This is a genomic window from Clostridium sp. LXY-7, assembly GCF_056172015.1.
In genome coordinates, this window is sequence record NZ_JBLLJL010000001.1 from 759,954 (window position 1) to 783,152 (window position 23,199).

Below are 23,199 nucleotides of genomic sequence, written 5' to 3' on the forward strand. Positions count from 1 at the left end.
AGATGGAAGTATTGGATATAGCCATAATTGGTTTTGGAGCTGTAGGCAAGGCTTTAGTTCAATTGATAAAGGAAAAGAAGGGAGAATTTTTAACATTAGGATTAGACCTAAATATTAAATATATAATAAATAGCAAGGGTGGAATATATAGTAATAAGGGGATAGTTACTGATGGATTAAATGTAAATTCTATAGAAGTGCATAATGATTGGAGTATCGGCTTGAACTATGGTCATATTATTCGTAATAAAGATGTAGACTTATTGGTAGAGCTAACTTCTACTAATATTATAGATGGAGAGCCAGGAATTACTCATATAAAAGAGTGCATTAAGGCAGGAATTCATGTAGTAACAGGTAATAAGGGGCCAATTTTATTTAATTATAGAGAGCTAAAGGTGCTAGCAGAGAGCCATAGAGTGCAACTTGGTATTGGATGTACTACTGGAGGAGCCTTGCCTTCAATAAATGCAGGACTATTTGATTGTGCAGGTGCCAATATTTCTTCCATAGAAGGAGTATTAAATGGTACTACTAATTTTATATTAAAGACCATGGAAGAAGAAGGTCTGGATTATAGCAAGGCCTTAAAAAAAGCACAAGAATTAGAAATAGCAGAAAGAAATCCTCAGATAGATGTAAAAGGCATTGATACTGCTATAAAAATAATTATATTAGGAAATGTACTTATGGGTAGCAACTTAACTTTAGAGAGCATAAGTATAGAGGGAATTGAAGAATTAACCTTTAAGGATTTAATGAAGGCAAAGGATAAAGGTAAAAAGTTAAAGCTTTTGGGAAAGGTTGAGAAAATTAGTGATGATAAATTTGAAGCTAGTGTAGCCCCAAAAGAAGTAGATAAAGGACACCCACTATATACTGTAGAAGGAAAAAATAAAGGGGTTTATTTTAAAACAGACACATTAGGAGATATAACAGTAATGGGAGGAGCATCCTCACCTAGAAATGCAGCGGCAGCTATAGTAAGAGATATCATAAATATACATAAAGGATATAAATTTATTTAACTTAAAATAGAACATTATAATTAATTGATAAAGTCAGGGGGAACAAGGTATGAAGGATTTAAAAAAATATGGGATAAAGATAGGAACCTTGCAGAGTGGTAAGAGAAATCTTATTACCGATGTAAAAGGAGTAAAAGTTGGACACGCTACTATAAAGGAAGAAGGGATAAATACGGGTGTTACTGCCATACTTCCTCATAGCGGAAACATGTTCAAAGAAAAGGTCTATGGTGCGGTACAGGTGATTAATGGCTTTGGGAAAACCATTGGAACAGTTCAACTTGAGGAATTGGGAACGATAGAAACGCCCATATTATTAACTAATACTTTAAATGTTGGAAAGGTAAGCCATTATCTAGTTCAATATATGTTGAAGGATAATGAAGATATAGGGACAACCACAGGAACTATAAATCCTATAGTATGCGAATGTAATGATGGATATTTAAATCATATAAGAGGGACTCATGTAGAGGAAGAGCATGTGTTAAAAGCTTTAGAAGAGGCCAGTGAAGAGTTTGAACAAGGAGCCGTTGGTGCGGGAACAGGTATGAGTTGTTTTGACTATAAAGGAGGTATAGGATCATCTTCTAGAATATTTAATTTAGGAGAAGAGGAGTATACTATTGGAGCTTTAGTATTATCTAATTTTGGTTTAAAACAGCATTTTATTTTAAATTATGAAACAACTAGAGAGTATTTGAATGATTCTTATGAGGATGAATTAGAGCAAGGTTCTATAATAATAATTCTTGCCACTGATGCTCCATTATGTAACCGTCAATTAAAAAGAGTAGCAAAAAGAGCGGGAGTAGCCTTAGGAAGATTAGGTTCTTTCCTAGGGAATGGAAGTGGAGATATAGTGATAGCCTTTAGCACTGCTAACAGAGTTAACCATTATGAAGAGAGAGGAACTGTAGATATTAAGGTTATAAATGAAAATCTAATAGATAGAGTATTTAAAGCTACTGTAGAGGCTACAGAGGAGTCCATACTTAAATCTATGATTCATGAAGAAGATTTCATAGGAAGAGACGGTCATATGAGTAAGAAGTTTAATTTTAATGGGATATAATTAATATAAAGAATTCTTGGGGATTTCTATTTCTTACTTAAAAATTCTTAAGAGTTTCCTACAATTTGCAATTAATTATTACTAAATAATAAGTGAAAAATTATTGACAGGTAATCTGATAAATGGTAAATTATCTACAATAGGAGATGATAGATATGAAATATTTAAAAAATAGAAAACATCATCATCATAGTTACAAGGTCTGGTAGTGGATAAATTTATTTTTAATCCATAGATACAGGCCTATTTCCGCTGTGTGGATGTATCTATGGTGAGATAGAGAAAAGTCTCTAAGGGTACATTTGCTCTTAGGGCTTTTTATTTTGATAAGGCATCTTGAAAAAATTATGTGAAGGAGAGAGAGAGATGAAAAGAGATATTGTTAAACCAAGTATTTTACCAGGATTTATGGAGCTTAATCCAAGAGAGCAAATAGCTTTTAATAAAATGCAGGATATTATAAGAAAAAATTATGAGAAGTTTGGATTTCTTCCTATAGATACTCCAATTATGGAAAAGAGTGAAGTTTTATTAGCTAAGACTGGTGGAGATACAGAAAAACAAATTTATACCTTAACTAAGGGTAGTAATGAAATGGCATTGAGATTTGATTTAACTGTACCACTTGCAAGGTATGTAGCACAGTATATGGATTCACTAACCTTCCCTTTTAAAAGATATCAAATTGGAAAGGTATATAGAGGAGAAAGGAATCAAAGAGGAAGATTCAGAGAGTTCTATCAGTGTGATATAGATATTATAGGAAATGGAGCATTAAATATAGTAAATGACGCTCAAATACCTGTAGTTATATATAATATATTTAAAGAACTAGGATTCGAAGATTTTGCTATTAGAATTAATAATAGAAAGATACTAGATGGATTTTTAAGAGGATTAAAGATAGATAGTTATACTGAGGTTTTAAGAACAGTAGATAAAATAGATAAAATTGGACCAGAAAAAGTTAGAGATGAGCTTCAGGAATTTATTTCATCAGAAGAAGATATAGAAAAAATAATAGGATTTATAACCATAGAAGGTACTAATGAAGAAAAATTAGCTACTCTTGATAAATTGGGTATAGACAATGAAAGATTTGCAGAGGGTGTTGAAGAACTAAAAACTGTATGTAAATATATCAGGGCTTTTGGTGTAGAGGAGAAAAATTATTCTATAGATTTTAAAATTACTAGAGGATTAGATTATTATACAGGAACTGTATATGAAACCTTCTTGAATGAATATAAGGATTTAGGTTCTGTATGCTCAGGAGGAAGATATGATGACCTAGCTAGCTTCTACACTGATAAGAAGTTACCAGGAGTAGGTATTTCAATAGGGTTAACTAGATTATTTTATAGTTTTATGGAAGCAAATTTAATAGATTTAACAAACAACTCCACCATAGATGCATTAGTAATGCCAATGGATGAAGAGTTAGATTATGGGGTTGAAATCTATAATAAATTAACTTCTCAAGATCTAGGAGCAGATATATATTTAGAACAAGGGAAATTCCAAAAGAAGATGAAATATGCTAATAAGCTAGGAGTACCAAATGTAATTATTTTAGGAGAACAGGAAAGAGTAGAAGGTAAAGTTCAGCTTAAAAATATGATTACTGGTGAACAAAGCAATGTTACCATAGAAGAAGCAATAAAATTAATTAAGCAATAAAAAGTAGGCTATGTATTCAATTTAATGGAATGCATAGCCTATTAATTTGAAAGTAGTGATAAATTCACATATAAGAAAAAATTAAGTAATAAGCAAATAAAAGAAGTTAAAAGTGCTATAATAGGGTTAGTAGGTATTAACAATGTTGAGGTTATAGAACGAAATTACTGAAAGTAAAAATTTAAATTATTAAATCAATTCTAAAATTATGAAACAGTGCTTTGGAGGAAGCTATGGAAGATATTATAGATATTAGAACAATAAAAAAAGAGGATATATCAATAATAAATAGAGTAATCCACAATTGTTTTAATGAATTCATTGCAATAGATTACCCTGAGGAGGGAATTAATGAATTTATGAGATTTATTCATACTGATAATATCATGAAAAGATATGAAAAGGGAAATTATACTTTAGTAGCCTGTAACAATAAGGAAATAGTAGGAGTTATAGAATTAAGAGATTTTATGCATATATCCTTATTATTTGTAAGTAAAGGTTATCATGGAAAAGGAATAGGAAGGGAACTGGTTAATCAAGCCATTGAAGTATGTAAGAAGAATTATTACATTAGAGCTATAACTGTAAACTCTTCACCTTATGCAGTAAAGATATATGAGAAGCTAGGATTTTACAAGATAGAAGAAGAAAAATGCATCCATGGAGTTAGATTTACACCTATGAAATTGAAGGTAAAATGATGATTACTTAATAATACATACAATAAAAAATAAATCAACTTTAGAATTAATAAAATTCTAAAGTTGGTTTATTCATTAAAAAAGAAAGCAATATGTTTTATCATATTTATAACCCTAAATAGAAATAATATCTGTTAGTTCATTATTTAAGAACTTAGATACTGCTTCCTCAACATTTCCACAAGCGCCTCTTATAACTTCTAGTCCTGAACGAGTTAAATGATTATAAGCCTTTTCATCAATTATATTAGCAATAACTATAGATACCTTTTCTCCGATAAGCATATTAGAGAGACCTAAATAATTGTCCTGAAGATCTTCAGAAGAAATATCAAATTTATCTGATATTTTATTATTTTTAATATCAACTATAGTAAAGCTTTTACTACTTAAAAAATTATCATTTATTAGACAACCTTTTTTAGGTATAGCAATAACCATATAAATCACACTCCTTTACTCATATTTCTACAATATATTATAGCACATTTAATTTAGAATTACCAATTATTATGGAACTTATGATATTATATTGAATATAATATGAGGTTTTTTAAAAAAAATTAGTATAAATTAATTTGTAACTTATTATTAGGATTATTTTAACAAAATATAAATTAACTATATTATAATATACTTTAAGAGTATTTTTGTAAATAATAATAATTTTATTACTAGTCTTTACATAAAAAAGAATAAAACTATATAAAAGCTTAATAAAATAGTAATTTTGTAATATTTTAAAAAAATATAGAATGTATCCTTTCAAAACTTAACTTAGTTTGAAAAGACACATTGAATTTTAATTTAATGTATTTTTGATAGATGCTCTAACTTTTCATAATCAGTAATAAATATTTTTTTATTACGTATAGCTATAACACCTTGATTTTTTAACTCATTAATAACTCTAGTAACTGTTACTCTAGAACATCCTACAAGGTTAGCTAGTTCCTCATGGGTTAGAGGAAAGACAATTTCAATAGAATTGATGTTTGCTATAGGATACTGTATAGACATCCTATATATGGTGGAACAAATTCGAGATTTAGGGGAAGATTTTAACAGATCTTTCATCTGAAATAGAGATATTTGATATTTTCTTACTACACTATGAAATATATATTGATAAAAGGTTGAGTTATTCCTAGAATATTCTAACAATACTTCATTATCAATGAAACACACTGTGGTGTCTTCAATAGCCTTAGGAATTATATTTATATGAGTAGCTGAAAAACTTTCCTCACCATAAATTTCTCCAGGTACTAAAAAAAATAATATTTTTTCTGAACCCGCTATAGTATACATACTAACCTTAACTTTTCCACTAATAATAACAGATAGCTTTTTATTGGGAAAATAGTCAAGCTCTGCACCTTTTTTATATTCCTTGGTTTTACCCAGAGGAGCAATACTTGTTAAGAAAAAATTTCGCATGTCTACTTGTGAATCCTTATTAAAAAAATCATTATACATATAATCCTCCATTGGGTAGTTTAATTATAATATATTATAATTAAAAACTTAAATTAAATACAATATAATTAAAAAAATTAATTATTTAAATAAAGGTTAAAGCTAGATAGCAGATTATAAAAAAACAGATAATCTAAAAAGATTATCTGTTTTTTTATAATCTACTATCTAGTTATTGTCTAACTATTATTCATATGTTGTTTCCAGTCTCCATGGGAGATGTAAATTGAGTGCTGAGTAAATTCAGCTTTGTCATTAAGAGCATATTTATATACATAGCATTGTTCAATTGAATTAGTTTCAAGATTCTCTACATCCATAATTACTCTATTATATTCATTCTTAGAAGAGTTTTGTCCGAAATATCCCTCCATTTCATCTATAGGAATGATATCTTTATGGAAGTCTTTTAAAGACATTATTTCTCCAATAACATCATCCTCTCCATCTAAAAGAGCAGGATATCCCTTGTGAGGCATATGATATAGTTTACCTTTAACTTTACCTAAGTACGATTCTTCTACTTTATTAGTAAGGTATTTATCATAATTAAAGAATCCATTTCTTAAACTACCATATACAAATACTTTTCTTTCATCCTTTGGTAATATCATTAGCAAATAGTCCCTCCAATTGTTTTTATGTCGTCTGTGCACTTTACAGCAGCTTCTATGGAAAGTTCAAGAGCTTTTGAAATATCCAGAATACTCATACTAGGCATATTTGGTTTTGCAATTACCTGATTTGGAATGTATGGGACGTGAATAAATCCACCTCTCATATTAGGATATTTTTTGTCTATAAGATATAATAATCCGTACATTATATGGTTGCAAACAAATGTACCAGCGGTATTTGATACTGCTGCTGGAATTCCATTGTCACTCATGTTTTTAACCATAGCCTTTATTGGCAGATTAGAAAAATAAGCTGGAGCTCCATCTTCCTTAATTTTTATATCTATTGGCTGATTACCTTCATTATCTTTAATTCTAGCATCGTCCATGTTTATAGCTATTCTTTCAGGATTTACTGTAAATCTTCCACCAGCTTGTCCTACACAAATAGTTATATCCGGAGTATATTGTGCTATATATTCCTCTAATTTTTCTAATGACTTCTCAAATACAGTAGGTATTTCTACTTTTATTATTTTAGCTCCTGCTATTTCATTAGGTAATAATTTAACTGCTTCTAATGCAGGATTTATACTTTCTCCACCAAAAGGGTCAAAACCAGTAATTAAAACTTTCATCATAAATTCCTCCTAGATTAGTTTAAAATGCTAAGAAATACATTAATAAAATATGAACTAAAAGAATAGTACAAGCTACAGGCACTTGATGTTTGATTATAAGATTTTTATCCTCAATCTCCAAAAGTGCAGCAGGCATTATGTTGAAGTTAGCACCCATCGGGCTCATTAACGTACCACAATATCCAGCAGTAAGAGCTAGTGCTCCAGCTATTGCAGGATTTGCACCTTGTGCAAATACGAAAGGTACTCCAACTCCAGCAGTTATTACGGCAAAGGCTGCATAGGCGTTACCCATAATCATTGTAAATAATGCCATCCCTATACAATAAGCAGCTACTCCAGCTAATATATTTCCTTGAGGAATTATTGTTGATATACCACTAGCTATAACTTCTCCAACTTGTGCAGCAGTGAATACAGCACCAAGGGCAACTAGTAGCTGAGGCAGTATACTTGTAGTTCCAACAGAGTTAAGCATTCTTACACCATCTTCTACAATATATTTAGGATTAGCTTTTGTAATTAATAGAGTTGTAAGGATAGCCACTACTGCGGATATTCCTATAGCAGCAGTTCCACTAATTTCAGTAAATTGAGCTACAAGTAGTGCAACTATAGCAATGACAAGAGGTGGTAAAAATACCTTGTTTTTTAATTTATTAGCTTGCTCTTCAGCAAATTTTGAATCTAAAGGTTTTAAAGTTACCATCTTAACTTGCTTAGAAGCAGTTAGAACTCCAAGAAATATAATCAAGATACCAACTGTTTCATAAGGTATAAATTTTCCAGCTATAAATATTACTCCAAGGATACCCCAGAATAAGAAAGTTCCATATCTAGCTTTGTGCTTTTTATCCAATATAGTAGTAACAGCAACTGATATCATTAAAAAACCTATTAAGGCGTAAAATATATCAAGTAAAAAATTTGATAATGCTTTCATATCCATATTTCAAAATCCTCCTTTATTATTTATTCATATATTTTTTATCTAAGGATTTATCAAGTAGGTAGTTTTGAGCTATAACTACTAATAATGTTGCTATAGCAGCTGGTATAGAAGCTTTAGCTACCTCAAGACCTGTAATCGAAACCCCTGCATCCTTTAATAATGGTAAATCATTTATGGTATTCATAACTAAAAGTACTCCAGAACTAGCCAAGAATAGGTTTTGTCCAAAGAAGTTACCGTAGTTCTCCATAGCGGCAGCAGCAGCTTTAATTTTATCTTCATCTTTTTTCTCTATTTCACCATATTTACTAACTGCAGCTCCTTGAGCCATAGGACTAATTAGGGGTCTAATAAATTGAGGATGTCCACCAAGTCTTATGGATAGGGCACCAGCAATTTGTCTTATTAGTACATAAAGACTAAATAATTTTCCTGTAGAAAGAGATTTAGCTTGACTTATTAGTTGAGTAGCTCTTTCTCTTAATCCATATCTTTCACATATACCTATTACAGGTAGAGTTAATATAAACAACGTAATATGTCTCTGTTCAACGAAAGTTTTTCCTAATGTATTTAATATTTCAGCTAGGCTCATATCACCTACGAATCCAGTAGCAACTCCAGCAGTTAAAACAACAGCAATTGTGTCCAATTTTAATGCAAATCCAATTATAACAATTAAAATACCAATTAATTTAATCATTCGTTTCACTGTCCTTTCATTATCATTAACATTTTTTATATTCTGATTATAGTAGAAATCAAAACTTAATTCTGTATACCTGTATACATTTTAAGTCATTCTATAATTTACTAAAAAAATTTTAAGTAAAGTTGTAAATAAGGGAAATAAGTAAATTATTAGGATAGATTTACTATACAGTGGATTTTAATTATGAGATCATGTGAAAACTTAACAGAATAGATATTCTATTGCAATGGATGAATAAAATAAAATTCTTCAAACGATGTATGATTGAAGAAGGAATGAGTATATAATAATTAGTATGTAATTGTGGGGAAAAAGCAATTTAGATTAAGTATAATTTCATTGAAGGATAAAGGAGAATACATATGCAAGATTTTCACATTGATTTACAAGAAGTTAAGGAGTTATGCGGAAACGTAGTATATAACAGAGCTGAAGATATGTATTTTAGGAATAAAATAAGAAAAGTGGATATAAAAGAGAATAATGAAAATATAATTTCAATAACTTCTATAGTAGAATCTGCCTATGATATTAAGAATTATAAGGTAAGTTTAATAATAAATAAGAGGAATTCTACAATATATAAAAGTTGTTCCTGTGAGGCTTTTGATACCTATAAAATATGTAAGCATATAGGGGCTACACTTATAAAGTTACATAGAGATGGACTTCATGAAAGGAGAGGAAAAATAAAGCATAGTGAGGAGCAGGAGCTTTTAGAGTTTTATAAAAATAATTATGAAGAAAAAATAGAGAAAGAAAATATAAACTTAGATATAACCCTAGTGGTAGAAAAGAATTATTATAATTCCAAAGAAAATCATTATTACTTAGAGTTTAAAGTTGGGTGTAATAGGCTTTATGTAATTAAAAATATTAGAGAATTTATTGAGGGAGTATTTATAAGAAGTAATACCTTATATTTTGGTAAAGAATTAGAATTCAATAGAAATCTATATAAATTTAGAAATGATGATTATGAGATATTAAAGCAAATAAAAGATATATATGATATGAATGCACAGGTAAATGAGAATCTTTATAGGAAGTCACTATTTCTTAGTGGAAAAAGGGCAGTACTTACAGAAAATCAATTATTGAGATTCTTAAAAGAAAAGCAAGGTAGTCATATTAACTTAGAGATTCATGGTGAAAATCATAAGGATATTGCTATAGTAGTAGGAGACCTTCCTATAAGTTTTTATATGTACCTAGATAAGGATTCTATTAACATAGAATTAAACGAAGTCATTCCTAAGGATATAAGTAAAGAGGGAGGGGTATATTTATTTGAAAATAAAATATATTTACTATCTCAAGATGAAAAAAAGGCTTTCAAACCGATCCATGATTTGATGGTTAAAAAGGGAAAGGGAACCATGAAATTTAATGTGGAGAACATATCACAGGTAGCAAATTACATACTTCCAGAGCTTAGGACATTAACACCAATAATAATTAAAGATGATAATATAAAAAAAATACTTCAAGAAGAGCCATTAAAAACTTCTTTTTACTTAGATAAAAAGGGGGATTTTATATTGTGTGATATAAAATTCACCTATGGAGAAGAGCGTTTTTCTTATAACTCAGAAGCTATGAATAAAGAAGAACAGAAGACTGTCATTAGAAATTTAAAAGAAGAGAGAAGTGTAGTAGAAAAACTAATTGAGTTAGGCTTCCATAAAGAGAAAAGTGAGTTAATTTTAAAGGAAGAAGATGATATTGTTGAATTTCTAACCTATGGAATTGAAGAGGTTATAGATTTGGGGAAGGTATATTATTCTGATAGCTTTAAAGAGATGAAAATACTAACACCTAAGATGTTTAAATCTTCTATATCCCTAAATAACTCTGATTTATTGGAATTTAGCTTCAATATAGAAGGGATAAATGAGGAAGAACTTAAGAATACATTTAGCTCACTAAAGCAAAAGAAAAAATATCATAGATTAAAGAATGGAGCTATTATTCCATTAAGGGGAGAAGAAATTAAAGAATTATATTCTATTATGGATAATTTCGATATTTCGCTATCTAAGCTTGCAAAAGGAAATGTAACTATACCTAAATATGCATCACTATATATTGATGAAAAAATAAGAGAGGGTTCTTTAGGATTCATTAATAGAAATAAAGAATTTAGAAATTTAATAAATACTATTAAAGAGATTAATGAAGTAGAGTACTCTTTGCCGGATCAATTGAAGGGAATTTTAAGAGGATACCAAGAGATAGGATTTAAGTGGTTTAAGACCTTAGCTAGTTGTGGTTTTGGTGGGATTTTAGGAGACGAAATGGGGCTAGGAAAAACTCTTCAGGCAATATCCTATATAGTTTCAGAAAAAGAAAATGGAACCCTTCAACATAAGGCTTTAATAGTTTGCCCAACATCTTTAGTTTATAACTGGGTTATGGAATTTGAAAAATTCTCTAAGGATATAAAGGTATTAGCTATAAGTGGAAATAAGGGAGAGAGAGAAGCATATATTGAGAGTATAGAGGACTATGATGTTATAATTACGTCTTATGCACTTATAAGAAGAGATATTGAGTATTATGAGAATAGGAACTTCTCTATATGTATTATTGATGAGGCACAGCATATAAAAAATCCAACTTCTCAAAGTTCTCAGGCAGTAAAGTCCATAAGAGCAAAAAATAGATTTGCACTAACTGGAACTCCTATTGAAAACTCATTAACTGAACTATGGTCTATTTTTGACTTCATAATGCCAGGATACTTAAAGAGTCATGGAAAATTTGTGAAATCTTTTGAAGGTCCTATAATTAAGGAGAAGGATGAAAAGGCACTAGGTGAACTTTTAAAATTAATAAGACCATTTATACTTAGAAGGTTTAAAAAAGATGTAGCATTAGAATTACCTCCTAAAATAGAACATAAAGTTGTAGTTGAAATGACAGATGAACAGAAGAAGATTTACTCCTCTTATGTGAATTCTTATAAGGAAGAGATGAAGCAAGAGATAAAAGAAAATGGTTTTAATAAGAGTAAGATAAAGATTTTAGCATTACTTACTAGGCTTAGACAAATATGCTGCGATCCTAGTTCCTTTATTGAGAACTATAATGGAGATAGTGGTAAATATTTAGCACTAGAAGATATTTTAGATGATGCTATAGGCAATGACCATAGAGTACTTCTATTTTCTCAATTTACTACTGTTTTAGGCAATATTAGACATAGACTTAGTAAAAGAGGAATAGAGTGTATGTATTTGGATGGATCTATACCTTCTCAAGAAAGAATGGATATGGTAAATAGATTTAATAGCGGAGAGGCCTCAGTATTTTTAATTTCATTAAAGGCTGGAGGTACAGGATTAAATTTAACTGGAGCAGATACTGTAATACATTTTGACCCCTGGTGGAATCCAGCAGTAGAAGAACAGGCACAGGATAGAGCACATAGAATCGGCCAAAGTAAGACAGTAGAGGTTATTAAACTTATAGCAAAGGGCACTATCGAGGAAAAGATATACAACATTCAAGAGATGAAAAAAGAGGTTATTAGTAAGGTACTAGATGGAGAAAATCACAATGACGTTATATTATCTTCTATGACGGAAAATGAGTTTGAGGAGTTATTTTCTTAAACATACTTTAGTTTTCATAGCACCAATAAAAACAAATAAGAATTAATTATAACTACAATATCACCACTTAAAAAGAATTTTAATTAATGATATTGTAGTTATTTTGTTTAATATATTATCACAAGGAGAAAAGTTGCATATTATAAATAAAAGATTCAATAATGTCTTTTATTTAAGCACAGACGTAGATAATTTATTTATGAGGTGATTTTATGAAGGTAGATATGGTATTTGAAGGTGGAGGAGTTTTAGGCATAAGTTTTGTAGGATCTATAGCATGTCTTAAAAAACATGGATACTCCATAGAGAGATGTGCGGGGGCTTCAGCAGGAGCTATAGTGGCAGCATTAGTTGTAGCAGGATATACTGAGGATGAACTATTTAAATTAATTAATACACTAAATTACAAATATTTAAATAAGCCTACTTACGCAAATGGAATAAAGGTACCAAAGCTAGCAAATTTATGGTTTAAAAAAGGATTGTATAATGGAAATAACATAGAAACTTGGATTGAACCTCTTTTAAAAGCAAAGGGAATTACAAAATTCAAGGATGTGATGAAAGATGGAAAGAGTAGATTAAAAATAGTGGCTTCAGATATAACTACAAGAAATATGCTTATATTACCTGATGACTTAATAAAGTATGGAATAGATCCAAAGGAGTTTGACATTTCCAAGGCTGTTACCATGAGCGCCAGCATACCATTTTACTTTACACCTTCTATATTAAAGTATGATGAAAAAAACATATATATTGTAGATGGTGGACTATTAAGTAACTTTCCCATATGGATATTTGATGTAGCAGGGGTTCCGAGGTGGCCAACCTTAGGATTAAAATTAAATGATGGAAAAAGTAGAACCATGCAGGGAATGGATGGATTTATAAACTATACAAAAGATGTAATTTTAGCTCCTTTAAATGTAAATGAAGAAACCTTTATAAGAGATAAAGATTTAGTTAGAACCATTACAGTAAAGGTGCCTAATATAAAGGCCACAGATTTTAATTTGGCGGATAAATATGCTATGGAAATGTATAATAATGGATATAAAGCTACGGAGGAATTTTTAAAGAGCTGGAATTTTAGTAGATATGTTCAAAATTATAGGAAATAACTAAAATATGATATAATAATTTGGCAGAGAAAAACATAGGAAGGAAGTAGTTTAATGGGAAAAGTTTTAGTACTTGCAGAAAAACCATCAGTAGGAAGAGAGATTGCTAGAGTTTTAAAGTGCGGAAAAAAGGGAAATGGATATATAGAAGGGGACAAATACATTGTGACTTGGGCATTAGGACATTTAGTTACCTTAGCAGACCCAGAAGTTTATGATGATAAATATAAAAGTTGGAAGTTAGAGGATTTACCAATGCTACCTAAGCATTTAAAGCTTGTGGTTATTAAGCAGAGTGGAAAACAATTTAGTGTAGTTAGAGAACAATTAAATAGAAAAGATGTAACAGACATAGTAATTGCAACAGATGCTGGACGAGAAGGAGAGCTTGTAGCACGATGGATAATAGAAAAGGTTGGAGTTAGAAAGCCAATAAAGAGACTTTGGATATCTTCTCAGACAGATAAAGCTATATTAGAAGGCTTTAGAAATCTGAAGCCTTCAGCTCAATATGATAATTTATATAGGGCAGCAGAGTGTAGAGCAGAGGCAGATTGGGTGGTAGGTTTAAATATTACGAGAGCACTTACGTGTAAGCATAATGCACAATTAACTGCAGGGCGTGTGCAATCGGCTACCTTAGCTATGATAGTTAATCGTGAAGAGGAAATAAGAAATTTTAAACCAAAGGATTACTATGTAGTTAATGCAAAAGCTAAAGGTTTTATTCTTCAATGGAGAGATAAAAATAATAATAGTAATATTTTTGAGGAAGATAGAGTAGAGAAAATTCTTTCAGTTACCAAAGGTAAAGATGGAAATATTGTAGATGTTACTGAAAGTTATAAAAAGCAATTTGCACCTTCGCTTTATGACTTAACGGAACTTCAAAGAGATGCAAATAGAATTTTTGGATATTCAGCTAAACAGACCTTATCTATAATGCAAAGACTTTATGAAAATTATAAGGTATTAACTTATCCTAGAACGGATTCAAGATATATTTCCACAGATATAGTGGCTACCTTGCCGGATAGATTAAAGGCAATCTCTATTGGAAGTTATAGAGCCTGTGCAGAAGAAATATTAAGAGGCAAAATAAATGCTAATAAGAGTTTTGTAGATAATAGTAAGGTAAGTGACCACCATGCTATAATTCCAACAGAAGAAAGAGGAAATATAGCTCTTTTGAGTAGTGAAGAAAGACATATTTATGATCTAGTAGTTAAAAGATTCTTAGCAGTGATGTTACCTCCTTTTGAATATTTACAAACCACTGTAACTGTAGATATTAATGGAGAAAGTTTTATAGCAAAGGGTAATGTTATAAAAGCTAAGGGTTGGAAGAAAGTATACGACAGAGCAGATGACCTAACAGAGGATGAGGATGAAAAAGATAGTCAGGTATTACCTGTAGTTAAAAAAGGGGATAAGTTAAATATAACAGCAGTTGAAAGTAAAAAATTAAAGACAAAGGCACCAGCAAGATTTAATGAGGGAACACTACTGTCAGCCATGGAAAAACCACAAAAATATGTAAGTGTAGATAAGGTTTCTGCAAAAACCTTGGGAGAAACTGGTGGTATAGGAACAGTTGCTACAAGAGCTGATATAATAGAAAAGTTATATAATATGTTCTATATAGAGAAGAACGGAAAAGAAATAATTCCAACGGGTAAAGGTAAGCAATTAATAGAACTAGTTCCTGATGAGTTAAAGTCACCTTTAATGACTGCAAAATGGGAATTAGAATTAGAACTTATAAGTAAAGGCAAAAAAGACCCTAGAGCCTTTGTAGAGTCTATGAGAAAATATGCAGCAGAGTTAGTTCAGGATGTTAAGGGTAGCAGTGATAAATTTAAACATGATAACCTTACAGGTAAGAAATGCCCTGAATGTGGAAAGTATATGCTAGAGGTTAAAGGCAAACATGGAGTAATGAATGTATGTCAAGATAGAGCCTGTGGTCATAGAGAAAATGTAAGTAAGTTTACTAATGCAAGATGCCCAGAATGTAAGAAGAGATTAGAGCTTAGAGGGCAGGGAGAAGGACAAATTTATGTTTGTCCAGGAACTAACTGTAACTTTAGAGAAAAGGCATCCTCCTTTAATAAGAGATTTGACAATAAAGGAGATAAGGTAAATAAAAAAGATGTAAGCAATCGCTTAAAGCAGATGAAGAAAGAAGCAGAAGCTCCAATGAATTCAGCACTAGCAGATGCACTTGCAAAGTTAAATTTAAAATAAAACATATATTAGATAATAAACTTAGAATTTCAATGAGTTATAGAAATAGTGTGGATACTCCACACTATTTTTTATGAGAGTAGATAAGTTTTAAATTAGCTATATTTTAAATTTATAAAATAATATGAGTGTATTTAAAAAGTATTAAAATAATTTGAAAGCTAAAAAACAATATATAAATATATATTTATAACAATATATAGTATTCATGCGGGTTTAGGCGATTTAGCAGTTAAATGAATCTTTCTATGAAATCAGTAAATACACCATCACAACTTAAAAGGTCTAAGGTCTTAACAAGAATTGGTGAGTTCACGGTGTAAGCAAAAACTTTAAGATTATTTTCATGATCAGATTTTGTGAGAGCCTTTGTGACTAGGGTAGCCTTAGGATTTAATGAATATGCTCCTAAGGACTTTGCATATTCTATTAGTCCTTGAATTTTTTTATCATAAAGCAATCCTACTTTAATGTTAGGATTTATTTTTTTGCATTTCTCAATTGATTTATGATAGAAGCTAGAAAGAAGAACCTTTTCAGTAATATTAAATTTTTCTACTAAATTAATGACTTCTATTTCAATATTTTCATAGTGAATCACATCTGTTTTTAATTCTATGTTAAGAAATATATTTTTATCTACTATAAGTCTAAGTACTTCTTCGAGGGTTGGAATTTTACATAATTCATCCTCTTGAAATTTAAGATTTCTACACTTAAATTTTTTTAGCTCCTCTAAAGTATAGTCTTTTACAAGACCTTCACCATTATAAGTTCTCTTTATATCTTCATCATGTATAACTACTAATTTATCATCCTTAGTCTTATGAACATCTAACTCTATGGCCTTAGCACCCACTTCTATAGCTTTTTTGAAAGCTAACATAGTATTCTCAGGATAGTTTCCACTAGCCCCACGATGAGCAAAATATATCATTATTGCTTCCCCCTTTAGGCATACATATGCTTTATTAATATCTACTAATATTATAAAACTAAGAAATTAAATAATAAACTATTTTCATTATTTAGTTTCATTATTGAAACTTATATAGATTCATTAGTTAAGTTTACAGTCAATTAAAAAAGTTAAAGGCAAAAGAGAGTAGGCATAGCCAACCTTTCATTACAATATAAGTAATAATATGGTATAATAGACGCATTATTACCGAGCTATTTTAAGTTAAAGGAGATAGATATGAAGTTAGATAAAAACATAAAAGAAGCATTAGGAGCTTTAATATTTATGATTATCTTCATGATAGCAGATGCATTTTGGTATCCTATTGGAGTAGATGGAAGTGTGCCAGTGTTTTGGATAACTTATTCTATAATTTTGGTTATAACAAGAAGATGGAAGGAAGGTAAGGATGGAAAAATAATATTTATATTACCACTAGCCATTATTATTAACTATATATTATATAGAGTAGGAGTATATATACAAAATAGTTTTATAATATTAGGTTTTATGACTTCCATTATTATAGTATGCATAGTTAGAGCTGATATGAATTATAAAAAAATTAGCATATTAGGTATTTTAATCATATTTGTAGGTTATTTTTCATTGAATTACCTAGTTGATGAAAATCATTTAATTAAGGACAGATTTTTATATAAATCTATCAAAAAAGAGCATTCAATAAAAGGAAGAATTACGGAGGAGGGTTTACGTAAAGTAACTCTACTATATGGAAGGAATCTTTCAGACATATCTACCTTGGAAGGAATTGAATACATGGAAAATCTAGAACGTATAACTATAAAAGATAATATAAGAATTAAAGATTATTCTAATTTAAATGGATTAAAACATCTTAAAATGATAACAATAGAGAAAGGAGATTTAAATAAATTAAATACTTTTAATAATATGACGTCAGTAGAGTCGTTAAATATTACGATTCCTAAAAGAGGAGAATTTAAAGATTTAAGTTATTTTCCTAATGTAAAAATATTTACAAGTGAAGAGGCTGATATTAAATTTGAAAACCTACATGATGCTAAAGAATTAGAGAAAATAGTTTTATATACACCTAAGAGTATAAATTTTAAAGGTATAGAAAATTTAAATAAATTAAAGATTTTACGTATTTATGATGGAAATCTAGATTTAAGAGAGTTAGAAGGAGCAAAAACATTAGAAACATTAGAAATAATGTCCCCAAAAAACCTTAAGATTAATGGAGTAGAAGGTACCGATAGTTTAAAAAACTTGAAATTGGAACAAGTATATATTGATAGTATAGATGAAATATTAAAATGTAAATCTCTAAAAACCCTTGAATTAGAAAACTGTACCTTAAAAGATAAGGATGGTTTTATAAAGAATCTGCAGCATAAAGGAATAAATGTTATTCAAACTGGAGTTATAGCTCAAGGAAATAATAATCCTAGCCGATAATGAGCAAAATACAATGTAAATAGAAAGAATTTTAAATTATAGAGATTGTAATAATATGAAGTTCTAATTAATCTAATTTTATATTTAGGCCTATTTGTATAATGTAGAAAATTAATTACAACCTATATATTATGAAATTACTATAAACAAAGATTAAAAACTTTGATTTTTTTAACCTTTACTGATATAATTTGCCTATTAGAAAATTTGCCGAAAGGCGGAATGGAAGTGTTTTATGAAACTTAAAGAAACAAATCAATATAAAAAATCAAAAATGGCAGTGCCAGCTGTGATTCTTTATATTGTAGCTATTTTATTTGCTATTATAACTCTATTTGCCATTTATAATACATCAGTTTACATCAAAGGATTAGTTAGCCAAGGATTAGTTATAAAAGACAGTTTAGTGGATGTTATAAACTTTTATTTTAAAGAGTGTTCACAGTATGGCGCATTCACTGTTATTTTTGCTATTGGAGGAGTTGCTATTCAAAAAATTTATGATTGCAAAGCAGTTCTTGGTGAATTAGAAGTAGAAGAAGAGATTATTAATGAAGAAGTTAATGCAGGTACTGAAACTATTGAAGAAGTTAATAATGAAGAATCAACTGATATAATGGAAGAAGATAATACAACTGAAGATAAATAATTATTTTAGTCAGATATCAATATATTAAAAATTAAATTAGTTAAGAAGCTGTGTTGTTCTATTTGTGTAGCAGATGGATAACACAGTTTTTTAATACGACTAAAATCAGAGGCTAATCTGTGCGGAGAGATTATAAAAAGGTAATTCAACTTGTACCAATTACAGGATAACATTATAATTAATGTATAATGAATTTTTAGGAGGAGATAGTATGATTAAAGTAGTATCAAAGTCATATTTAAAAAAAGGAACTTCAAAACAATTTATTGAACTATCCAAAGAATTAGTAGACAATAGTAGAAGGGAACAAGGTTGTATTTCTTATGAACTTTTTCAAGATGAAAAAAATGAAGACATATTAACCTTTGTTGAGACTTGGGAAAGTAAAGAAGCATTAGAGGCTCACTTTAATACGGCACATTTTAAAACAATTGTTCCTATGCAAGCAGAACTTAGAGAAGACAAAGAATTAAACATATATACTCAAGTATTATAGAAGAGGATATAAATTTATTTTGAAAATAGAATTTTAAGGTTAGGAGGTGGTGTAATAGTATGGAGATAAATATCTTAGTGGTAGATGATGAGAAGGAAATAGCAGATTTAGTAGAGTTATACCTTAAAGGTGAAGGATATATTGTACATAAGTTCTATGATTCAGAGGAAGCATTGAAATGTATTAACAGTACTAACCTTGATCTTGCTATATTGGAGGTAATGTTACCCAAACTAGATGGTTTTGAGTTGTGTAGAAGGATCCGAGATAAATACGCCTTCCCTGTAATTATGTTAACTGCTAAGGTGGAAAATATAGATAAAATAACAGGATTTACAATAGGAGCAGATGATTACATTACAAAACCTTTTAATCCATTGGAGCTGATAGCAAGAGTAAAGGCACAACTTAGACGTTATATAAGTTATAATGATAATACTAAGCCCTGTGATCATATTATTGATTTTTCAGGACTTATTATCAATAAGAGTACCCATAAATGTACTTTAGATGGCAAGGATATTCCTCTTACACCCATTGAGTTTTCTATTTTATGGCTATTGTGCGAAAATAGGGGGAAGGCAATAAGTTCTGAAGTATTGTTTAAAAAAATTTGGGGAGAAAAGTATTTTCATTCTAATAATACAATAATGGTTCATATTAGAAAGTTAAGAGAAAAAATGAATGAGGAGCCAAGAGAACCAAAGTTTATTAAAACTGTTTGGGGAGTTGGGTATAAAATTGAATAAAGAGTTTAGAAAATTAAGATTTAGGCTTTTGATGTGAAATTTTGGTTTTAATATAACCTTAATAATATAATAATTAATATGATGTAATGGAGGAAGTTTAGTGAAGGAAATACAAAAAATTTTATGTCCTCGAATTGACGAGAAGTTAGACGAAGATATAGATATATACTCACTTGTAGAAGAAGGAGAGGTTATAACTAATATTATAGTTAAGGATTGCTACCTTGATGAAATTAAAATTCCTAGAGTAGAATTTAATGGAGTAGTCTTTAAAAATGTGATATTTAATGATTGTAATTTAAGTAAGATTGATTTAATGAATGTAACATTTGAAAATTGTGATTTATCTAATGTGGATTTTAGTGAGGGAAGCTTACATAGAGTAGAATTTATAGATTGCAAAATTACAGGTATAAATTTAAGTGAATGTAGCCTAGAGAATGTACTATTTAAAAGATGTAATGGCAAATATAGTTCCTTTGCTTTCTCAAAATATAAATTAGTAAATTTTATAGAATGTAGCATTGTGAATTCTAATTTTCAAGAGTGTAAGCTTAACAAAGTAATTTTTACCCAGTGTAATTTATCTTCCAGTGAATTTTCAAAAACTAACCTTAAAAATATAGATTTAAAAGATAATGATATAATGGGTATAATCGTAGGAGTTCCAGAGCTTTATGGAGCAATTGTTTCACCAATGCAAGCTTTAGAATTATCAAAATTAATAGGAATTATAATTAATGATAGTGAATAAAGAATGTAAGGAGGATATAGATTGAATATAGGAAGTTTTTTTAAATTGGTTGAAATACAAACTAAGGTAGCAAGCATAATTCCATTTCTACTGGGGACAAGTTATGTAATATATACTTTTGATGAATTTAAGCCAATAAATTTAATAATAATGTTTTTATCTATGATAATTTTTGATATGACAGCAACGGCTATAAATAATTATATGGATTATAAAAAGGCTGTAAAAAAAGAAGGTTATGGGTATGAAAGTCACAATGCTATAGTAAGGGATAAAATTAATCCAAAGCAAGTTAAAGCTATTATTTGTATTATGCTAATAATTGCAATTGGATTAGGTATAGTATTATTTTTCAATACAGATATTGTAGTTCTACTACTTGGAGGAATGTGCTTTGCTATAGGGATACTGTATTCTTATGGTCCAGTGCCTATATCTAGAACGCCCTTCGGAGAAATTTTTTCAGGAGTAACTATGGGATTTCTAATAACTTTTTTATCTATATATATTCACATATTTGATAGCAACATTATAACTTTAGGAATTTCTATGGAAAATTTTTCTGTAAACTTTAATTTACAGCAATTAATAAATATATTTATTATCAGTGTGCCACTGATTGTTGGTATATCTAATATAATGTTAGCTAATAACATATGTGATATAGAGGAAGATATAGTAAATAAAAGATATACTTTACCAATATATATAGGTAAACATAGAGCTTTAAAGTTATTTAAATGTCTATATTATGTAGGGTTTTTATTTATAATGCTAGGAGTAGTACTTAAAATTTTACCAGTGGTAAGTATAATATCTATTATTACTTATAAGGTTATAGAAAGAAATATAAAAGAATTTATAAAATCTCAAAGTAAGAAAAATACTTTTATATTGGCAGTAAAAAACTTTTTAATAATGAATGTAGTATATATTTTCACTATTGTAGTAGGAATATTTATTTAGTAATGTTAAAAAAATCACTAAACAGTCTACTTCTCATATTTAATTAGTTATATTTTTTCATAAGTATTAAAGAGGTAGCGTGTAATCACGCTACCTCTTTAATTTATATGATCGCTTTTAAAGCCTTCTCTTTTTATAGAATGTTTTTTAGCAGTTCTATTATGGTTCTTCCCCTCTTCACTAGTTATTGGAGTTTGATAATTACATTTTTCCATTCTAGCTTTTTTGTTATCAGGTTGACTATCCTTTGTCATAAACTTACCTCCTTTAAAATTTACTACTATATTAGTTTAAATTATTTTGAATTTTTTATACTTAGAATATTATATAGGAAATGTAAATGGATATTATTTTAAATTTAATAATAGATAATCTTTAAATATTCATATTAAGAGATAAATTAGTAAAGTATAATAACAATAAATAGAAAAGTATAACTTAGGGGTGAACTAATGGAAAAAAGAAATCACATGGAATACAGTTATGATGGTGAAAATAAAGATATAGCTGTAATATTTATTCACGGAATTTTAGGAAGTCCAAATCAGTTTAAGAAAATAGCCGTTGCTATAAATAATAAGGGGATAAGTACTAGGTGTATACTTTTACCAGGTCATGGAGGTAAATGTAAGGAGTTTCGAAAGTGTACTAGTATAAAATGGTATGATTATGTGGAAAAGCAAGTAAAAGAATATAGAAAAAAATATAAAACTATAATAATAGTAGGTCATTCTATGGGTGGATTATTAGCAGTTAATGAAGCGGTAAATGAAAGAGTTGAAGGCATTGTTTTATTGTCATCTCCATTAAAAGTTAGAGTTACATTTAAAGAGATGGAAATATGCTTTAAGATATTATTTCAAAAGGAAAATGAAGATGATACATTTATGAAAAGTTATAGGGAGGCAATTAGTATAGAGAGAGGTAGATTATATGAGTATATATTTTGGGTATCACCATATATTCACCTATTTAAAATGATTAAGTATACGAAAAAGGTTCTTCATAAGATAAATGTACCCACTTTAATAATACAATCAAAAGGTGATGAAACAGTAAATTATAGAAGCGCTGATAATTTTTATGATGAGATTGAAAGTGAGAAAAAGTCAGTAATCTTATTAAGGGAATCAGGTCATAGCTATTATGAAGAGAATGAAATGAAAGTAATTATAGAAAATGTTGTGGGCTTCGTTGAGAAATTTCTAACACTTCACTAAAAGAAGTTATTGCATCTTTTAGTGAAGTACAGCTGTAGGTTGTGGTAAGGATTCACGGCAATTTAGCCAATGATTAGTTCGA

Annotated in this window: 22 protein-coding genes; 14 read left to right on the forward strand and 8 right to left on the reverse strand. The window is 29.2% G+C overall.

Going from position 1 to position 23,199, the window contains the following annotated elements; all coding sequences use genetic code 11:
* Nucleotides 1-11 precede the first annotated feature (11 nt).
* The 4 genes from ACI48Q_RS03625 (at nt 12) to ACI48Q_RS03640 (ending at nt 4,487) form a co-directional block, all read left to right on the forward strand.
* A complete protein-coding gene (locus tag ACI48Q_RS03625; RefSeq protein WP_474917681.1) occupies nt 12-1,028 on the forward strand; it encodes a homoserine dehydrogenase in 1,017 nt (338 codons plus the stop codon).
* Nucleotides 1,029-1,077: 49 nt separating this feature from the next.
* Nucleotides 1,078-2,103 (forward strand): DmpA family aminopeptidase, encoded by a 1,026-nt coding sequence (locus tag ACI48Q_RS03630; RefSeq protein WP_474917682.1) that lies wholly within the window; start codon nt 1,078-1,080, stop codon nt 2,101-2,103.
* Nucleotides 2,104-2,469: 366 nt separating this feature from the next.
* A complete protein-coding gene (hisS, locus tag ACI48Q_RS03635; protein WP_474917683.1) occupies nt 2,470-3,783 on the forward strand; it encodes a histidine--tRNA ligase in 1,314 nt (437 codons plus the stop codon).
* A gap of 233 nt (nt 3,784-4,016) precedes the next feature.
* Nucleotides 4,017-4,487 (forward strand): GNAT family N-acetyltransferase, encoded by a 471-nt coding sequence (locus ACI48Q_RS03640; RefSeq protein ID WP_474917684.1) that lies wholly within the window; start codon nt 4,017-4,019, stop codon nt 4,485-4,487.
* A gap of 114 nt (nt 4,488-4,601) precedes the next feature.
* Here ACI48Q_RS03640 and ACI48Q_RS03645 read toward each other — a convergent pair whose 3' ends face one another.
* The 6 genes from ACI48Q_RS03645 to ACI48Q_RS03670 form a co-directional block, all read right to left on the reverse strand.
* Nucleotides 4,602-4,928 carry a NifB/NifX family molybdenum-iron cluster-binding protein gene (locus ACI48Q_RS03645; RefSeq protein ID WP_474917685.1) on the reverse strand — a complete coding sequence of 109 codons (327 nt, stop codon included), beginning with the start codon at nt 4,926-4,928 and terminating at the stop codon, nt 4,602-4,604.
* Between the two features lie 366 nt (nt 4,929-5,294).
* Nucleotides 5,295-5,966 (reverse strand): Crp/Fnr family transcriptional regulator, encoded by a 672-nt coding sequence (locus ACI48Q_RS03650; RefSeq protein WP_474917686.1) that lies wholly within the window; start codon nt 5,964-5,966, stop codon nt 5,295-5,297.
* 179 nt (nt 5,967-6,145) lie between these two features.
* Nucleotides 6,146-6,580 carry a gamma-glutamylcyclotransferase family protein gene (locus ACI48Q_RS03655; protein WP_474918329.1) on the reverse strand — a complete coding sequence of 145 codons (435 nt, stop codon included), beginning with the start codon at nt 6,578-6,580 and terminating at the stop codon, nt 6,146-6,148.
* The gene (gene pcp / locus ACI48Q_RS03660) at nt 6,580-7,221 is read right to left on the reverse strand and encodes a pyroglutamyl-peptidase I (protein WP_474918330.1); all 642 of its coding nucleotides are present in this window, start codon (nt 7,219-7,221) and stop codon (nt 6,580-6,582) included. The genes ACI48Q_RS03655 and pcp overlap by 1 nt, the downstream gene beginning before the upstream one ends.
* 22 nt (nt 7,222-7,243) lie before the next feature.
* Nucleotides 7,244-8,173: a DUF979 domain-containing protein gene (locus tag ACI48Q_RS03665; RefSeq protein WP_474917687.1), complete on the reverse strand. Its 930-nt coding sequence runs from the start codon at nt 8,171-8,173 to the stop codon at nt 7,244-7,246.
* A 19-nt stretch (nt 8,174-8,192) separates the two neighbouring features.
* A complete protein-coding gene (locus ACI48Q_RS03670) occupies nt 8,193-8,876 on the reverse strand; it encodes a DUF969 domain-containing protein (RefSeq protein ID WP_474918331.1) in 684 nt (227 codons plus the stop codon).
* A 374-nt stretch (nt 8,877-9,250) separates the two neighbouring features.
* Here ACI48Q_RS03670 and ACI48Q_RS03675 point away from each other — a divergent pair, with 374 nt between their 5' ends.
* The 3 genes from ACI48Q_RS03675 to ACI48Q_RS03685 all read left to right on the forward strand — a co-directional run bounded on the left by ACI48Q_RS03675 (nt 9,251) and on the right by ACI48Q_RS03685 (nt 15,876).
* Complete coding sequence (locus ACI48Q_RS03675) at nt 9,251-12,505, forward strand: SNF2 helicase associated domain-containing protein (protein ID WP_474917688.1); 3,255 nt, start codon at nt 9,251-9,253, stop codon at nt 12,503-12,505.
* A 212-nt stretch (nt 12,506-12,717) separates the two neighbouring features.
* Nucleotides 12,718-13,629 carry a patatin-like phospholipase family protein gene (locus ACI48Q_RS03680; protein ID WP_474917689.1) on the forward strand — a complete coding sequence of 304 codons (912 nt, stop codon included), beginning with the start codon at nt 12,718-12,720 and terminating at the stop codon, nt 13,627-13,629.
* Nucleotides 13,630-13,683: 54 nt separating this feature from the next.
* Nucleotides 13,684-15,876 (forward strand): DNA topoisomerase III, encoded by a 2,193-nt coding sequence (locus ACI48Q_RS03685; RefSeq protein WP_474917690.1) that lies wholly within the window; start codon nt 13,684-13,686, stop codon nt 15,874-15,876.
* A gap of 232 nt (nt 15,877-16,108) precedes the next feature.
* On the opposite strand, the gene ACI48Q_RS03690 is transcribed toward ACI48Q_RS03685, so the two are convergent.
* Nucleotides 16,109-16,813, reverse strand: a complete 705-nt coding sequence (locus ACI48Q_RS03690) for a glycerophosphodiester phosphodiesterase (protein WP_474917691.1) — start codon at nt 16,811-16,813, stop codon at nt 16,109-16,111.
* 261 nt (nt 16,814-17,074) lie between these two features.
* Between ACI48Q_RS03690 and ACI48Q_RS03695 the strand changes: the two genes are divergently transcribed.
* The 6 genes from ACI48Q_RS03695 (at nt 17,075) to menA (ending at nt 21,897) form a co-directional block, all read left to right on the forward strand.
* Entirely contained in the window at nt 17,075-18,283 is a 1,209-nt protein-coding gene (locus ACI48Q_RS03695) for a hypothetical protein (RefSeq protein WP_474917692.1), read from the forward strand.
* Nucleotides 18,284-18,518: 235 nt separating this feature from the next.
* Entirely contained in the window at nt 18,519-18,932 is a 414-nt protein-coding gene (locus tag ACI48Q_RS03700) for a hypothetical protein (protein WP_474917693.1), read from the forward strand.
* A 211-nt stretch (nt 18,933-19,143) separates the two neighbouring features.
* A complete protein-coding gene (locus ACI48Q_RS03705; RefSeq protein WP_474917694.1) occupies nt 19,144-19,428 on the forward strand; it encodes a putative quinol monooxygenase in 285 nt (94 codons plus the stop codon).
* A 59-nt stretch (nt 19,429-19,487) separates the two neighbouring features.
* On the forward strand, nt 19,488-20,177 hold the full coding sequence (gene vanR / locus ACI48Q_RS03710) for a VanR-ABDEGLN family response regulator transcription factor (protein WP_474917695.1): 690 nt from the start codon (nt 19,488-19,490) through the stop codon (nt 20,175-20,177).
* A 100-nt stretch (nt 20,178-20,277) separates the two neighbouring features.
* Complete coding sequence (locus ACI48Q_RS03715) at nt 20,278-20,931, forward strand: pentapeptide repeat-containing protein (RefSeq protein WP_474917696.1); 654 nt, start codon at nt 20,278-20,280, stop codon at nt 20,929-20,931.
* Nucleotides 20,932-20,952: 21 nt separating this feature from the next.
* A complete protein-coding gene (gene menA, locus ACI48Q_RS03720; RefSeq protein ID WP_474917697.1) occupies nt 20,953-21,897 on the forward strand; it encodes a 1,4-dihydroxy-2-naphthoate polyprenyltransferase in 945 nt (314 codons plus the stop codon).
* Between the two features lie 98 nt (nt 21,898-21,995).
* Here menA and ACI48Q_RS03725 read toward each other — a convergent pair whose 3' ends face one another.
* The gene (locus tag ACI48Q_RS03725) at nt 21,996-22,151 is read right to left on the reverse strand and encodes a hypothetical protein (protein ID WP_474917698.1); all 156 of its coding nucleotides are present in this window, start codon (nt 22,149-22,151) and stop codon (nt 21,996-21,998) included.
* A 198-nt stretch (nt 22,152-22,349) separates the two neighbouring features.
* Between ACI48Q_RS03725 and ACI48Q_RS03730 the strand changes: the two genes are divergently transcribed.
* Complete coding sequence (locus ACI48Q_RS03730; protein ID WP_474917699.1) at nt 22,350-23,117, forward strand: alpha/beta hydrolase; 768 nt, start codon at nt 22,350-22,352, stop codon at nt 23,115-23,117.
* Nucleotides 23,118-23,199: the final 82 nt, after the last annotated feature.

Coding starts and splice junctions, on each gene's coding strand:
- ACI48Q_RS03650 (WP_474917686.1), bottom strand. CDS start 5,966: ATGTATAATGATTTTTTTAATAAGGATTCACAAGTAGACATGCGAAAT.
- vanR (WP_474917695.1), top strand. CDS start 19,488: ATGGAGATAAATATCTTAGTGGTAGATGATGAGAAGGAAATAGCAGAT.
- ACI48Q_RS03690 (WP_474917691.1), bottom strand. CDS start 16,813: ATGATATATTTTGCTCATCGTGGGGCTAGTGGAAACTATCCTGAGAAT.
- pcp (WP_474918330.1), bottom strand. CDS start 7,221: ATGAAAGTTTTAATTACTGGTTTTGACCCTTTTGGTGGAGAAAGTATA.
- ACI48Q_RS03685 (WP_474917690.1), top strand. CDS start 13,684: ATGGGAAAAGTTTTAGTACTTGCAGAAAAACCATCAGTAGGAAGAGAG.
- ACI48Q_RS03640 (WP_474917684.1), top strand. CDS start 4,017: ATGGAAGATATTATAGATATTAGAACAATAAAAAAAGAGGATATATCA.
- ACI48Q_RS03645 (WP_474917685.1), bottom strand. CDS start 4,928: ATGGTTATTGCTATACCTAAAAAAGGTTGTCTAATAAATGATAATTTT.
- ACI48Q_RS03730 (WP_474917699.1), top strand. CDS start 22,350: ATGGAAAAAAGAAATCACATGGAATACAGTTATGATGGTGAAAATAAA.
- ACI48Q_RS03695 (WP_474917692.1), top strand. CDS start 17,075: ATGAAGTTAGATAAAAACATAAAAGAAGCATTAGGAGCTTTAATATTT.
- ACI48Q_RS03655 (WP_474918329.1), bottom strand. CDS start 6,580: ATGATATTACCAAAGGATGAAAGAAAAGTATTTGTATATGGTAGTTTA.
- ACI48Q_RS03680 (WP_474917689.1), top strand. CDS start 12,718: ATGAAGGTAGATATGGTATTTGAAGGTGGAGGAGTTTTAGGCATAAGT.
- ACI48Q_RS03700 (WP_474917693.1), top strand. CDS start 18,519: ATGAAACTTAAAGAAACAAATCAATATAAAAAATCAAAAATGGCAGTG.
- ACI48Q_RS03675 (WP_474917688.1), top strand. CDS start 9,251: ATGCAAGATTTTCACATTGATTTACAAGAAGTTAAGGAGTTATGCGGA.
- ACI48Q_RS03725 (WP_474917698.1), bottom strand. CDS start 22,151: ATGACAAAGGATAGTCAACCTGATAACAAAAAAGCTAGAATGGAAAAA.
- ACI48Q_RS03630 (WP_474917682.1), top strand. CDS start 1,078: ATGAAGGATTTAAAAAAATATGGGATAAAGATAGGAACCTTGCAGAGT.
- ACI48Q_RS03665 (WP_474917687.1), bottom strand. CDS start 8,173: ATGGATATGAAAGCATTATCAAATTTTTTACTTGATATATTTTACGCC.
- hisS (WP_474917683.1), top strand. CDS start 2,470: ATGAAAAGAGATATTGTTAAACCAAGTATTTTACCAGGATTTATGGAG.
- ACI48Q_RS03705 (WP_474917694.1), top strand. CDS start 19,144: ATGATTAAAGTAGTATCAAAGTCATATTTAAAAAAAGGAACTTCAAAA.